Below are 14,847 nucleotides of genomic sequence, written 5' to 3'. Positions count from 1 at the left end.
TGCAAATCTCCCCGCGCCCCCACCACCAGGACAATTCTCCTCCGCCGGGCCCCACCACCCCAAGAAAACTTTCAGTAATAAAAATCCCCCCTGCGGAGTAAACTGTATAAACAACATGAATCGGGGATATTGATATGAGTTCCAAGACCAAAATAGTCGTACTGCACTTAAAAGAATTGATATATACCGGCATCTTTGTGGTGCTGGGAATACTTTTCCTGCTTCTTCTCATTATCATGTTCCTGCCCGGGAAAAAGACAACGCCGGAAGCAACCGGCGCCGATGAAGGCCGCTATACCCCTGGGAAATACACAACTTCCCTGATTCTGGGAAATTCCGCAGTAGATGTGGAGGTCGTTGTGGACGATAACAATATCAACTCCATACGGCTTGTGAACCTGGATGAAGCGGTAACGACCATGTACCCGCTGATGGAGCCGGCTCTGAATGATCTGGCTGCCCAGATCTGCGAAAAGCAGTCTCTGGACGAAATTACTTATTCCGATGACAATAAGTATACCTCTCAGGTACTGCTCGATGCCATCACCAATGCTCTTTCAAAAGCGGAAAAGAACCCGGGCAGCACGAAAGAAAAAAGTACAAAATCCAAAACCTCTCTGGAACCCATAGAGGAAACAACTCCCGCCGCTCCCGCAGAAAGTACGCCCTCCGCTGAAAACACGGCAGAAACGACGCCGGAAAGCAATCAGGAGAACGCAGCGGAAAATACGGCAGAAAATACGCCGGAGACCTCAGCGGATACTCCGGCGGAAACGGCAGCGGCGGCTGAATAGCCACCGCTGTTTTTCTTATTCTTTTTCATTCCAAAGGCCATCTTACTCCGCCTGCAGCCCTTCAATCTCCTTCAGCCACAGCGTCGCACAGGCATCCGAGGGCATGCGCAGATCCCCTCTGGGAGATACCGCCACACTTCCCACCTTCGGTCCGTCCGGCAGACAGGAACGCTTGAACTGCTGCTGGAAAAAACGGCGGTAAAAATTCTTCAGCCATTTCAAAATAGTTGCATTATCATATTTTCCCGCAAAGGACATCCTGGCAATCCGGTACACCTTGGAGGGTTCAAAGCCGCAGCGCAGCATATAATACAGGAAAAAATCATGCAGTTCATAAGGGCCTACCAAATCCTCCGTCTTCTGGCTGATTTTTCCGTCCACCGGCGGAAGAAGCTCCGGGCTGACAGGAGTGTCAAGCACATCCAGAAGAATCTCCCTCAGTTCCTCCTGCCCGCAGGTATCCGCATAATATTTTACAAGATGACGCACCAGCGTCTTCGGCACGCCCGCATTCACACCGTACATGGACATGTGATCCCCGTTATAGGTTGCCCAGCCCAATGCCAGCTCGGACATATCGCCCGTTCCGATCACCAGCCCGCCTGTTCTGTTGGCGATATCCATCAGCACCTGGGTTCGCTCTCTTGCCTGGCTGTTTTCAAAGGTTACATCATGTACGTCGCTGTCCTGTCCGATATCACGGAAATGCAGACTGACCGCCTCCCTGATATTCACCTCGGACAGAGTGGTGCCCAGCGTCCTGGCCAGCCTGCAGGCATTATCATAGGTCCTGTCTGTTGTCCCGAAGCAGGGCATGGTAACGGAATGGATATTTTCCCTGGGAAGCCCCAGCATATCAAAGGTGCGTACTGTAACGAGAAGCGCCAGTGTGGAATCCAGTCCGCCGGAAATACCCACGACCGCCGTTTTGCAGCCGATATGCTGATATCTCTTTTTCAGGCCGAAGGACTGGATGGAAAGGATTTCATCGCAGCGGTGGTTTCTTTTCGCCTCATCCGAGGGCACAAAGGGCATGCTGTCATACCTGCGTGTCAGGACGGTATCCGTTTTTTCCATATGCACCGGAAGGTACAGATAGCCTTCCTTATTCCTCAGGAAGGTGTTCATGCGCCTGCGTTCATGACGCAGCCTCTGAACATCGATTTCCCCATATATGGATTCATTCTCAAAGCGTCTGGCCCGGGACAGAATCGTGCCATTTTCCGCAATTATGTTATGACCGTTGAAAACAAGATCCTGCGTGGATTCCCCCTCCCCCGCACTGGAATACACATAACCGGAAATCAGGCGGGCGCTGGTGCTCTTTATCAAATCCTCCCGGTAGGCATCCTTTCCTACCGTTTCGTTGGAAGCGGACAGATTCACGATCACAGTCGCTCCGGCCATCGCATGGGAGGTGGAAGGTGTTTCCGCCGCCCATACATCCTCACAGATTTCACAGGCAACCTGCAGCCCGTCCACCGCATCCACACAGAAAAGGATATGCGTGCCAAACGGGATTTCCTCACCGTCAAACATAAAGTTCTCAGCTTCCGCATTTCCTGCCACAAAATACCGCGCCTCATAAAATTCACCATAATTGGGTATGGTTTCCTTCGGGATAAATGCCAGGATTTTCCCGTTCTGGAGAACCGCCGCCACATTGAACAGCTTCCCGCTTTTTTCCAAAGGAAGCCCTACGAAAACAAGCGCGTCCCGCCCTCTGGTATATTCCCTGATTTCCTTTAAGCCTTCCGTCGCCCCCTTAAGCAGCGTTTCCTGGAAAACAAGATCCTGGCAGGTATAGCCGGTGATACAAAGCTCAGGAAAAACGATAATTTTCGCTGCTTCGGCAAAAGCCTCGTCCAGCCCTTTCTTTATCTGCTCCGTATTATAAACCGTATCCGCAACCCTGATTCCGGGAGTCAGGGCTGCGGCCTTTACATAACCATGTTTCAATTTTCACTCCTATTCTGCACGCCAATGCGTACATTCGGCTAAAATATGATACAAATCAGGCCGGCAGAAAGCGCCTTTCTCCCAGCCCGTCCGGCCTGCCGCCAAAGACGGCGGACACAGCTATTTATTCCCGCATTTCTCAAGTAATCCCTTCAGCTCCGGTATGGAAAAATGATAGCCCTTATTACAGAAATGGCATTTTACTTCAATGGTTTCCCCATCCGCAATCATGTTTCCGATTTCTTCGCGTCCGATGCTGATCAGCGCCTTTTCCACCCGTTCTTTGCTGCAGTTGCAGGCAAACTTAACATCCCTGGTTTCCAGGAACTGAAAATCCATGCCCTCCAGGACAAGCTCCAAAAGCCCCTCCGGTGTAACGCCTTCATCCAGAAGGGAGGTTACCGAACGGATTTTGGACAGATTGCTTTCCAGCTTCTGTATTGTCTCCTCCTCTGCAAACGGCATAAGCTGCACAATAAATCCGCCCGCCTGCTTCACGGTATTGTCCTTTTCCATCAGCACGCCCAGCCCCACGGAGGAAGGAACCTGTTCAGAGGTGGCAAAATAATAGGTAAGATCCTCCGCGATCTCACCGGTCTGCAGAGCGGTCTGGCCCACATACGGATCCTTCAGCCCCATATCCCGGATGACACGCAGGATCCCGTTTCCTACAGCGCCTCCAACATCCAGCTTTCCCTGGCTGTTGGCAGGAAGTATCACCTGCGGTTCATTGGCATAGCCCTTGACGCCGCCCATGCTGTCCGCAGTAACCGTCATGCCGCCCATGGGGCCGTCGCCGGTTACCTGGAGTGTCAGAAGATCCTCTTTTCCCTTCAGCATGCTGCCCATCATGGCGCCTGCCGTAAGCAGTCTCCCCAGTGCCGCCGTTACCACCGGGCTGGTATTATGGTTCTGCCGGGCTGTTTCCACCGTCTGCCTTGTTGTCGCCGCAAATGCCCTCACCTGGGCATCCGCAGCCGTTGCTCTTACCAGATAATCCTTCATTTTGTTTCTCCTGTCCCACATTTTCCATGTTCCGAGGCGATGCAGAAGACTCTTTCGCTCTTCTCCGTCACCTCCTGCATCGTGTCCGCATCCAGGGCTTCCACAAACACAAGCCCGCTTTCCTCCAGCAGACGCCTTATCTGATCCAGCCTATATCCCCGCTGGTAATGGGTTTCCGTAAATCTGCGGTAAAGACCCTCTTTTTGATCCTCCTCCACAAAAACAGTCAGATCATATTCATTGATCTGATCCTCACTGTCATAGAAGTTTTCCCAGATAAAGCTGCAGTTATCCCGGTTTTCAGCAATCGTGGCATCGCCTATCACCGTTTCATATTTATAAACCGTATTAAAATCAAAGATAAAAAGCCCGCCCGGATCAAGATAATTATTCACCAGCCGGAAGCATTGCGCCAGCTCCTCTTCCTCCAGAAGATAATTGAGGCTGTCACAGAAACAGACAACGGCGCGCACCGTTCCATAAAGCTCAAACTCCCTCATATCCTGTGCAAGATAAAGGATTTCATGGCCGGAGCACGCCCTTTTTTCCATGGCCACATTCAGCATTTCCTCCGACAAATCCACGCCAATCATATCATAGCCTGCATCCGCCAGAAGCTCCGTCATATTTCCGGTGCCGCATCCCAAATCCAGCAGGATGCCGTCCTCAATCCCGGCCCGTCTTAATCTGTCCAGCACAAATCCGCCCCACTTTTCGTAGGGCGTATTATCCATGAAAATATCATATACATAAGCGAAATCCGAATAAGCCTCCACTTACCGTATCCTCCTGTCCCAGCACTCTGACACGCCCGGCTGCGGCACGTCATAAATTCCCATAGCAAATTTCAAACTGGCTTAGCCCACAATACTTCCCAGCAGGCCATAGCTTACCAGGGATACGATGACAGTTGCAATAATAATGCCCAGCAGCTCGGCCAGGACGGCTTTTTTGAAATCTATCTCCAGCAGTGCGGCAATCAGGGAGCCTGTCCAGGCGCCGGTGCCGGGAAGCGGAATCCCTACGAAGAGCACAAGGCCCCAGAATTCATATTTCTTGATGCTGTCGCTCTTCTTCATCGCCCTGTCCTCAAGCTTACCGATCAGCTTTGCAAAAAAGGGCAGTTTTTTCATCCACTGGAAAATCTTCCTGATGAACAGCAAAATGAAAGGGATCGGGATGATATTTCCAATAATGCAGATGGGAATCGCTTTCAGGATCGGCACCCCGAGAGACCAGGCCACAAGAAGGCCTCCTCTCAGCTCCAGAATGGGAATCATGGAAATGATGAAAATAACCACTTCCTTGGACACATACTGTCCCAGAGTTGAGGCAAACCACAATGCTATTGAATCCATACTATAAATTATCCTCCGTTCGTTGACTGCTTATTTGTTAATGTATTATCTGTTTTAAAAAGGTCAGAAGCCTGTCCATCTCCTCATCCGTTCCCACGGTGATGCGCAGGTAATTATCAATCCGCGGCTTGTTGAAATAGCGGACATAGATTCCTTCCTGTTTTAACGCCTGAAAAAGCTCTGCTGCCGGAATCGTTTCATGGGAGGCAAAAATAAAATTGCTCATGGAGTCCGGGAAGGTAAAGCCAAGGCCTGCCAGTTCTTTTTTTACCCGTTCCCTTGTATTAATGATCTTTCCCACTGTTTCCTTAAAATACCCATCGTCCCGGATACTTGCCGTTCCCCATGCAATGGAAGGCGCGTTCATGGTATAGGAATTAAAGGAGAACTTCACATCCTTCAGATAACCGATTGCCTTTTTGCTTCCCACGGCGAAGCCAATACGGATTCCCGCCATGGCCCTGGATTTGGAAAAGGTCTGGACTACCAGCAGGTTATCGTACTTATCCACAAGGGACATGGCGCTGACGCCGCCGAAATCCACATAGGCCTCATCAATAATCACCATGGAATCCGGGTTGCCGGCCACAATCTCCTCAATGGTATCAAGGCTTTCAAATAAACCGGTGGGCGCATTGGGATTGGGGATGACGATTCCGCCGTTTTCCGTAAGATAATCTTCCTTTACCAGCCGGAAATCATTGTCCAGCTCAGGACAACGATAAGGTATATGAAAAAGCTCAGCCCAGACATCATAAAAGGAATAAGTAATATCAGGAAAAAGCACCGGCTTTTCCGAATTAAAAAAGGTAAGAAAGCTCATTGCCAGCACATCATCCGAGCCAACTCCCACAAAAACCTGATCCGCATCCACGCCGTAGTAGTCTGCCAGCGCATTCACCAGAAGGGATGCCTCCGGATCGGGATACAGACGCAGAAGCTCCGTTTCAAACGCCGCCGCATATTCCTTCACAAGCGGTGACGGCGGATACGGACACTCATTGGTATTCAGCTTGATAATCCCTTTTTGCTTCGGCTGTTCTCCGGGAATATAGGGAACCACCCGACGTACTTGTTCTTCCCAGCCCATCTTTTGCTACCTCTTTTCCTGTGTCCCCGGCCTTCCGTCCGGCGGACGCATATTCAATCTCCGCCCGTTTTATGGCAGGCAGTCCGGTTTTAACTTTTCTATTATAGTATGAAAATGTTTCAATAGCAATAATTACCTGTTAAGTGTTGATTTTCGCATGGTAATTCGCCATGAAAGCCCGGTTCCCACGTTGTAGGCCCTGGCAAAGTTACCCTGATTGATGGCCACCGCCATAAAATCCAGGCTGTTCACATAGACCAGCGCCTCACCAATAAAGGCATCTGCAAAGGAGTGGGCGTAAATCAGGGAGGTACGGTAAACAGTATGTCCTCTTTTTTCTATAATAACTTCAATACGTTCCCCGTAGGAGACTCCCATCTTAAGGAACAGCTCCCTGGGAATGTTGGTCCAGAGGCTGCCGAAGCGCACATCCAGGACATCGATGGTTCCTGATACTTCATTTTCCTCCAGCTTCGCAGGGACGAAAGGGATTTCCACCACGCTCTCCACCGGCACCTCCGGGCCCACGCCCTCAAAACCAATGATGCCGGAAGCCAGCCTGGCGCCGGTATAGGCATAGATATCCCTGCCGTGGAAGGTATAGCTTTCCCCTGAGCCGGGAAGGCGGTTCACCGATTCGTCTATCACTCTGGCTGCCCGGATGCCGCACAGCTTTTTGATATGGGTGAGCGTTCCGTTATCCGGAGTTACCACATATTGTCCGCCCTCTGTCTGTGCCACAATGCTGCGGCGGGTGGAGCCAACGCCCGGATCCACAACAGATACGAATACCGCGCCTTCCGGCCAGTAGCTTACTGTCTGAATCAGCCTGTAGGAGGCCTCCCAAATATCATATTGGGGAATTTCATGGGTCAAATCGGAAATTTTCAAATCACCGCACACACAATAGGCAACGCCGTACATGGCGCTGACGGCGCCGTCCGCCCGCCCGAAATCGGATTGAAATATAAGTGGATTCATACTGTTTTCCCTCTCCTTTCAATTGCATCTTTTCTTGATGGTAACAGATTATTCCGGCCGTGTCCATTCTAACTTACGTAACGGTACGGCCCGGTAATAGCCATGGGAAAAATTGCCCAGCGCGTCCCTGACAAGCACCTTGATTTCTCCCGGCTCCTGAATTACCTTCCTTCCGGATATCTGAAAGGTTCTTCCATTGTCAAAGGAAAAAGCCTTGGCATCCAGCCCGCAGCCCTGATCCACGGCGTGAACCGTCAGCACAGCGCTTCCGCTCCGCCAGTGTTCGGGCGTCAGCGAAAAACTGATTTCCGGCGGATCCCTGTCTATATTTTTTACCGGAACCGTCAGCCTGGTGATGTTGCCTGCCGCATCCCTTACCGCCGCCTGATAATCGCCGTTTTCCTCCACCTCATGCATGGAATCCGCAGTCCAGGTTCTTCCTCCGTCATAGGAATAAGGCCTTCCGGCCAGGCCGGAGCCATCGTCCGATGCCGACAGTATGATCACGGCCTTGTCCTTCACAAAACCCTCCGGGCGTACCACAGCCTCCGCAGCCGGCGCCGTCCGATCTATTTTATCCACACGGAAGCTGCCTGAGGATATGTTCCCCAGACGATCCCTCACCATTACTTCATACGTGCCGTTCCCGGCAACCTCAAGAAAGGAATCCGATGTCCAGGTCTTTCCGCCGTCGTAGGAATAGGCCGTATCGGCAAGACCGCAGCCAGGAATCCTCTCTGTCTGATTTGTTCCCGCATTCTCTGTCATCCCTTTTGCCGCGGCAGTTATGCCTGTGATGCATACGAGCAGAAAAAAGCAGGCGGCCAGAAGCTGCTTTCTGAATTTCCACTTAAAATTATTATCCGGCTTTAATTTGCCATTGATTTGTTTCATCGCTTACCTCCTGAATGTGACTGTCAACATGTACCGTCCCGACCGCAGATATCCCTGCAGCAGGACAAAAAAGACCCGTCCGCCGAATCAGGCAGACAGGTCACTAAGCTTCGTTTACATTCAGTTGATAATTGGTGATATCCAGTGTATCACTCCTGCTTAAGGCTGTCAAGCGCCATCTGTCTGGCCGCAATTACCCTGTCGCACCAGGCGTCAAATTCCGGATCCTCTCTCTGCAGCTCGGGGTGCTTTAAAACATTCTGCACGGTTTCCCGGAGGCCCTGTTCCATGCTCTTTTCCGGTGCAAAACCGGGGACAAGCCTTTTGAGCTTTGAGATATCAAAGACCACCGTATTTGCCTTATCTCCCAAAAGGGAGCCGTTAAAATCGTATCTGCCGCCGTCCGCAGCCACAAGGAATTCAGTGGAAATATGGACCGCATTCAGTTTCACTCCCAAAGCATCTGCGATCACCTGATAAATCTGGTTCCAGGTCATGCTTTCCGGGGACATGATCTGAACCGCCTGTCCCAGGGCATGGGGATTGCCCAGAAGCCCGGTAAAGCCCGGGGCAAAATCACTGTTGTGGGTCATTGTCCACAGGGAGGTTCCGTCGCCGTGGATAATCACCGGCTTCCCCTCCAGCATCCGTTTCAGCACCTGCCAGCTGCCGCCGGCCCCGTGAAGCCCCAGCGGCACGGAACGCTCATCAAAGGTATGGCTCGGCCTTACAATCGTAACCGGGAAGCCCTCCTCTCTGTAAAGCTTCATCAGGTAATCCTCTCCTTCGATTTTATCTCTGGAATACTGCCAGTAAGGATTGGCAAGCGGCGTGCTTTCCGTAATCAGATAATCTGCCAGCGGCTTCTGGTAGGCCGAAGCGGAGCTGATATAGACAAACTGCTTTGTTTTTCCGCGAAGAAGCCTGTAGTCCCGCTCCAGATGTTCCTTCCGAAAAGCAATGAAATCCGCTGCCGCATCAAATTCAAGCCCCTCCAGCAGCTTGGCCGCCTTTTCTTCGTCATTGATATCCACCAGAATTTCCTTCGGCCGGTTCCACTCTCCCGTGCCTGGCAGCTGCGCCGCCAGCCCTGCGTTTCTGTTTCCTCTGTTAATCAGGTACAGTTCGTGGCCCTGTTCCAGAAGCCTTCTGGAAATCGCCATACTGATAGTGCCTGTTCCCCCAATAAATAATATTTTCATATTTCCTCCTGTCCGTCCGCTCTGCGGAAATCAAATTAATGCTGCCTAAGCCTGAATTGTACGGCCCTATTCCATTCACCTTCCGCCAAAACAAACCTGTGCTTCTTTCTACAAGCCTATTATAAACGGCTGAAAAATACATGTAAATTCTTTTTTGCCGTTTGTCCGCTGCCACATTCCTCTTACCGGTGTCTTTCTGCAAGGCAGCTTTTATCCGGGCCGCCCTCTCATTCCCCAGCCCTCCGGCAGCTTCGGCCCTCAGCTTCTCTGCCGCCCCGTTCCGCAGGACCGGGACGCCATTCCTTCCGGAACCTGGCCGGCGTGCTGTGCTCCCTTTCCCTGAAAAGGCTGATAAAATGCGAGGTCTGGTTCATGCCGCAGGCATAGGCAATCTCATTAACCGACAAATCGGAGTATTTCAGAAGCTCCTTTGCATAGGATATGCGCAGTTCAATCTGATATTCATGCGGTGAGATTCCCACATAGCGCCCGAATTCCTTGATGAGATAAAACCGATCCACATGCAGCATATCCGCAAGCTCCTGAAGGGGCACTTTTTCCCGGAAATGCTGCTCCAGGTACTTTTCTGCGGCCCTGACAAATTCGGGTATCAGAATCGCCTGCCTGCTCTCCGCCGTATTCTGTGCAATCAGTTCGGTTAAAAGAGTGCCAATCAGGCCGGAGGTCCGGACCTCTGTGGTCAGCTCTCTTTTTTGATTGATGGCTATGATCCTCCGGAGGGTCTGTTCCGTCAGTTCTTTTTCCCGGATATCCAGTATCCGGAAACCGTTTTTAACAAATTCCTCATAGTATCCCAGGGCATTCATTCCATTCAGGTGCAGCCACAGGAACTCCCAGTTCTTTCCCTTAACCGTATGGTACTCATGATGCTTCATGCAATGGATGAAAAATAAGCTGCCTTCCAAAAGCGCATACTTCCGTCCCTCATACTGCAGCCTGCCTTCTCCCGACAGGGTGCAGACAACCAGAAAAGAATTCAGATTGGCACGTTCCGTAAAATAAGGCCAGACCGTTTTGAAATAGCCTGCCTCCTGCATGTAAAAAAAGAGGCCTCTGGCGGTTCTGCTGGGTGTGGCAAACAGCCTGATGGAATCCTCCGACCAGGTATAGGAGGCCCGCTCCAGATAGTTTTCCTCTGTCTCCATATTCGCTCCCGTCTGTGCGCCTTGGCGCACCTGTGTATCAGGCAGGTCGAGAGTTTTTTTCTCGACCTTGCTCCCGCCTGTGCGCCTTGGCGCACTTGTGTATCAGGCAGGTCGAGAGTCTTTCTCGACCTTGCTCCCGACTGGGCGTCAGTATATGTTGCTTCAATCACCAATTTTCTGATATTTTCAACCAACATTCTTGGATGCAACTTTTATTTTACCAGCTTATAATCAATTTATAAAGAGCAAATATATGATGGTTTTGCTATCTTTTTAAGGCTTTTCCATCACCGGTGCCAAAAGAGGCAGGCAGCCGCCAAAAAACTATTATTTTTATAAAAGGAAGGGATTTCTTATGGAAAAATGGAACACACCGAAAAAGCCGCGCATCGGCATTTATACCATGGGGCTGAAGGCTTACTGGAACCAGTTTCCGGGACTGCGGGAACGGCTTCTGCATTATGGACAGTTCATTGCTGAAAAAATAGCTGAAATGGACGCAGAGGTCTTTTTTTACGGGCTTGCAGACTGCGAAGAAGCAGGGGAAAGCTGCGGGGAATTTTTCAATGCCAAAAATGTGGATCTGATTTTTGCCCATGCGGGCACTTATGTCAACAGCTCCTCCGTCCTCCCCATTCATCAAATATGCAAGGCGCCCGTGATTATACTGAATCTGCAGCCCACGGCCCGGATCGCGTATGACAGGACAACTACGGGGGAATGGCTTGCCCACTGCGGCGCCTGCCCGGTTCCTGAGCTGTCCAACGCTTTTCACCGCAGCGGTATTTCCTGCCATATCATAAACGGTCTTCTTGGACTGGAGCATACTCCTGACATTTCCCTCACCAATGAGAACACGGCAGCCCGCCCGGAAGCGGTCAGGGCCTGGAAGGAAATCAGCGAATGGGTAAAAGCCGCTTCCGTTAAAAGAGAGCTGTCCGGCTGCCGGTTTGGTTTTCTGGGGAATACTTACAATGGCATGCTGGATATGTACAGTGATTTTACCATGGTACAGGCGCAGACCGGCGCCCATATTGAAATTCTGGAAATGTGCGATCTGGATCGGATGCTCCGGCAGGTAACGGAGGACGAGGTAGAAGAAAAGAAAGCGGAAATCCGGGAATTTTTCCTCATCAGTGACGACAAGGCCGCCGATCCGCTGGCGCAGAGGCCGACAGAGGAGCAGCTGGACTGGTCCGCAAGGGTGGCGGCCGCCCAGGAACGGCTGGTAAGGGAATACCGTCTGGATGCGCTTACCTATTATTATCACGGCGCACCCGGAGGCGCGTATGAAAAGCTGCAGAGCGGTTTTATCGTGGGGCATTCCCTCCTGACGGCCCGCGGCATTCCCTGCGCTGGAGAGGGCGACCTGAAAACCTGTCTCGCCATGAAAATCTGTGACATCCTGAACACGGGCGGCAGCTTCTGTGAAATCGTTACGGTGGATTATGAGGACGGCACCATTTTACTGGGACACGACGGCCCTTTCCATCTGGCAATCGCCAAAGGGAAGCCGCTGCTGCGCGGTATGGGGCTTTACCACGGGAAGCAGGGAACCGGCGTGTCCGTGGAGGCCAAGGTTCGTACCGGCCCCATCACCAATCTTGCCTGCACGCAGACCGTGGATGGAAAGCTGAAATTTATCATCACCGAGGCTTTATCCACAGACGGCCCGATTATGACGATAGGAAATACACAGACGCCTGTGAAATTTAAAAAGGATCCTGATTCCTACATGGATGAATGGTTTGCCGAAGCGCCCACGCACCATTTTGCAATGAGCGTCGGGTATAATGCGGCGTTGTTTGAAAAGGTATGCGTGATATTGGGGGTTCCCTGCGTTATATTGGACAGATAATGCTGCATTTTATGACTTCAGATTTTTGCTGTCATGATTCGTAACAGACTGTAGATGGGAAAGGAAATTAATTCCGGCAGTTACTTTTTCGGGCGGCATGGAATACCATAATTTTCCATATTAAAGCAGGCAGGCGGGGAAAAACACTCTGCCTGCCTTTATTTTCCTGCATTTCCATATAACTTTAGAAGTCCGCTGCAGAAATTCAGGGAATATTTCTATTGTATAATAAATCCTTTTATTATAAACTAAGGAAAAGATACCTGAATATGGCATACCTGCATTCCATAAACTGACGAAAGGAGCATGTATGGAATCCAATCGTCTTATTTCCCGTTTTCGTAATTCAATTGCCTCCCAGTCTATCCGGCGTGGGCTGACCCTGGCTATCCCTTTTCTTATCATGGGATCTTTTTCCCTGCTTTTCACGAATTTCCCCAATGACAGCTACCAGATATTTATTAAGAAATGCCTGGATGGTTCGGTCATTGCGCTGCTTGATACTTTATACGAAATCAGCCTGGGCTCGCTGGCTCTTATCCTGTGCGTTACCATCAGCCTTTCCTATGGGCTTCTGGCCGAAAGGGACACATTCCTGCTTTACCCTGTTGTTTCTGTGTGTTCCTATCTGGCATTCTGCGGCGGGCTTGAGGCGCATGAGGATTATATATTCAATGCGGAATGGGTGTTTACGGCCATGTGCATCACACTGCTTTCCTGCATCCTTTTCCGCCGGGCGCTGAAGCTGAGCAGCCGCTTTGACAGGCTGCATACCACGGGCGCAGAATATTTATTCAATCTGTCCATCCAGAGCCTCCTCCCGGTTATCCTGAACCTTGTTTTTTTTGCTGTCGCAGGGTACTGGCTGCGCACTGTCTGGGGGAGCAGCAACATCACTAATTTCGGTTCTTATCTTTTCCTCAAAATATTTGACAACTCCAGCGATAATTTACTGGGAATCCTGCTTTATGTGATCATTACACATACTCTCTGGTTTTTCGGCATCCATGGGACGAACACGCTGGAGGCTGTTTCCAGGCGGCTGTTTGAACCTAATGTAACTGCCAATCAGGCACTGTTGCTGGCCGGAAGCGCACCCACGGAGATTTTTTCCAAAACCTTTCTGGATACCTTCGTGTTCCTGGGAGGCTGCGGCTGCGCCCTGAGCTTCGTTATTGCGTTATGCCTTGTCTCACGTAAAAGCCATAACCGGAAAATCGCATATGTTGCGCTGCCCTCCGCTGTTTTCAATATCAGTGAAATCGCCGTGTTCGGTTTCCCGATTATTTTCAATTTCACTATGGCAGCCCCTTTTATCCTGACGCCCGTTGTCCTGACCCTTGTCAGCTTTCTTGCCACTGCCTCCGGACTTGTACCTGTTGTAAGCCAGTCTGTAGACTGGACGGTTCCGTTTCTTTTTAGCGGCTACAAGGCGACTGGTTCCATTGCCGGAAGCTTTCTGCAGCTTGTCAATCTGCTGATTGGGATTTTGATTTATATCCCGTTTATCAGGCGGAGCGAGAAAAAGGAAACCGCTGAATTCCAGAGGATTGTGCTGCGTATGGAACAGGATATGGCTGATGGTGAAAAAAGCGGCGTCCTTCCCGTATTTCTCAGCCCCAAATATCCTTATAACTATTATGCCAAAACGCTTTCCCTTGATCTGAAAAACGCGATAAGACGCGGCCAGGTGGAGTATTTCTATCAGCCGCAGATCAATGCGGACGGAAAGCTGCACGGAATTGAAGCTTTGCTTCGCTGGAAACATCCGGTCACCGGATACATCGCCCCTCCCGTGGTATGTATGCTGGCTTATGAAGGCGGCTTTTTAAATGAACTGAGCAGCTATCTTCTGCACCTGGCCTGCCGGGACGCCCGCGCCCTGGAACCCTTTTTAAAAAATGACCTGTTCCTGTCCGTCAACATTTCTGCAAAGCAGATGGAAGAAAACGGCTTTTTTTCTGAAGCCTGTGATATATTCAAAAGCTATCATCTGGAGCGGGTACACCTTGTTCTGGAGATTACGGAACGGTCCGCCATGGTGATTTCCGATTCCCTGATGGCGGAAATGAACAGTCTGCAAAGCAAAGGCGTGAACTTCAGCCTGGACGATTTCGGCATGGGGCACAATTCCATCCTGTATCTGCAGGAAGGCATTTTTAATGAAGTCAAGCTGGATGGCAAGCTGGTGTCCCAGCTTCCGGGCAATGAGCGTTCCGGTGAAATTATTTCAGGCATTATACGAATGACCGAGAGCCTTAACCTGCGCGTCCTGGCAGAATATGTTGAGACAAAGGAGCAGCGCGATATGCTGGCGAAGCTGGGCTGCAGCCTTTATCAGGGCTATTACTACAGCAAGCCGCTGCCTGTCGGGGATTTGATGAGGTATGTGGGCGGGAAAACGGATTAGACGCCTTTTTAAATAAGTTCCATCGCATACAGCCTGGCCGTCCTGCTCCCCCAGGATGCTTTGGAATGAATTTCAGACGCTTCAAGGTCCTGTTCAACGGAATACGAAGCATCTGCTGGTAATTTCCCGT

The 14,847-nt window shown here is 50.8% G+C and carries 12 protein-coding genes; 3 read left to right on the top strand and 9 right to left on the bottom strand.

What is annotated here, in order from left to right:
- Nucleotides 1-134 precede the first annotated feature (134 nt).
- Complete coding sequence (locus HMPREF1548_RS04060) at nt 135-794, top strand: hypothetical protein (RefSeq protein WP_021634502.1); 660 nt, start codon at nt 135-137, stop codon at nt 792-794.
- A 42-nt stretch (nt 795-836) separates the two neighbouring features.
- Here HMPREF1548_RS04060 and HMPREF1548_RS04055 read toward each other — a convergent pair whose 3' ends face one another.
- From HMPREF1548_RS04055 to HMPREF1548_RS04015, 9 genes are all read right to left on the bottom strand, one after another.
- Nucleotides 837-2,753, bottom strand: coding sequence for an NAD(+) synthase (locus HMPREF1548_RS04055; RefSeq protein WP_021634501.1), 1,917 nt, complete (start codon nt 2,751-2,753; stop codon nt 837-839).
- A gap of 120 nt (nt 2,754-2,873) precedes the next feature.
- The gene (hslO, locus tag HMPREF1548_RS04050; RefSeq protein ID WP_021634500.1) at nt 2,874-3,758 is read right to left on the bottom strand and encodes an Hsp33 family molecular chaperone HslO; all 885 of its coding nucleotides are present in this window, start codon (nt 3,756-3,758) and stop codon (nt 2,874-2,876) included.
- The gene (locus HMPREF1548_RS04045) at nt 3,755-4,534 is read right to left on the bottom strand and encodes a class I SAM-dependent DNA methyltransferase (protein WP_021634499.1); all 780 of its coding nucleotides are present in this window, start codon (nt 4,532-4,534) and stop codon (nt 3,755-3,757) included. Before HMPREF1548_RS04045 ends, hslO begins: the two co-directional genes overlap by 4 nt.
- 81 nt (nt 4,535-4,615) lie before the next feature.
- Nucleotides 4,616-5,116: a COG2426 family protein gene (locus HMPREF1548_RS04040; RefSeq protein ID WP_021634498.1), complete on the bottom strand. Its 501-nt coding sequence runs from the start codon at nt 5,114-5,116 to the stop codon at nt 4,616-4,618.
- Between the two features lie 37 nt (nt 5,117-5,153).
- Nucleotides 5,154-6,206: a histidinol-phosphate transaminase gene (hisC, locus tag HMPREF1548_RS04035; protein ID WP_021634497.1), complete on the bottom strand. Its 1,053-nt coding sequence runs from the start codon at nt 6,204-6,206 to the stop codon at nt 5,154-5,156.
- Nucleotides 6,207-6,338: 132 nt separating this feature from the next.
- Nucleotides 6,339-7,187: an SAM hydrolase/SAM-dependent halogenase family protein gene (locus tag HMPREF1548_RS04030; protein ID WP_021634496.1), complete on the bottom strand. Its 849-nt coding sequence runs from the start codon at nt 7,185-7,187 to the stop codon at nt 6,339-6,341.
- Nucleotides 7,188-7,235: 48 nt separating this feature from the next.
- On the bottom strand, nt 7,236-8,081 hold the full coding sequence (locus HMPREF1548_RS04025; RefSeq protein WP_021634495.1) for a hypothetical protein: 846 nt from the start codon (nt 8,079-8,081) through the stop codon (nt 7,236-7,238).
- Between the two features lie 149 nt (nt 8,082-8,230).
- Nucleotides 8,231-9,283 carry an NAD-dependent epimerase/dehydratase family protein gene (locus HMPREF1548_RS04020; protein ID WP_021634494.1) on the bottom strand — a complete coding sequence of 351 codons (1,053 nt, stop codon included), beginning with the start codon at nt 9,281-9,283 and terminating at the stop codon, nt 8,231-8,233.
- 227 nt (nt 9,284-9,510) lie between these two features.
- Nucleotides 9,511-10,449 carry a helix-turn-helix transcriptional regulator gene (locus HMPREF1548_RS04015; RefSeq protein WP_021634493.1) on the bottom strand — a complete coding sequence of 313 codons (939 nt, stop codon included), beginning with the start codon at nt 10,447-10,449 and terminating at the stop codon, nt 9,511-9,513.
- 355 nt (nt 10,450-10,804) lie between these two features.
- Between HMPREF1548_RS04015 and HMPREF1548_RS04010 the strand changes: the two genes are divergently transcribed.
- Together HMPREF1548_RS04010 and HMPREF1548_RS04005 are read left to right on the top strand one after the other, a co-directional pair.
- On the top strand, nt 10,805-12,307 hold the full coding sequence (locus tag HMPREF1548_RS04010; protein ID WP_021634492.1) for an L-fucose/L-arabinose isomerase family protein: 1,503 nt from the start codon (nt 10,805-10,807) through the stop codon (nt 12,305-12,307).
- A 310-nt stretch (nt 12,308-12,617) separates the two neighbouring features.
- The gene (locus HMPREF1548_RS04005) at nt 12,618-14,717 is read left to right on the top strand and encodes a PTS sugar transporter subunit IIC/EAL domain-containing protein (RefSeq protein WP_035320956.1); all 2,100 of its coding nucleotides are present in this window, start codon (nt 12,618-12,620) and stop codon (nt 14,715-14,717) included.
- Nucleotides 14,718-14,847: the final 130 nt, after the last annotated feature.

The organism is Clostridium sp. KLE 1755, assembly GCF_000466465.2.
GTDB classification, from domain to species: Bacteria; Bacillota; Clostridia; order Lachnospirales; family Lachnospiraceae; genus Eisenbergiella; species Eisenbergiella porci.
The sequence above is the reverse complement of the archived record's forward strand: the minus strand, read 5'-3'. Positions and strand labels throughout refer to the sequence as shown.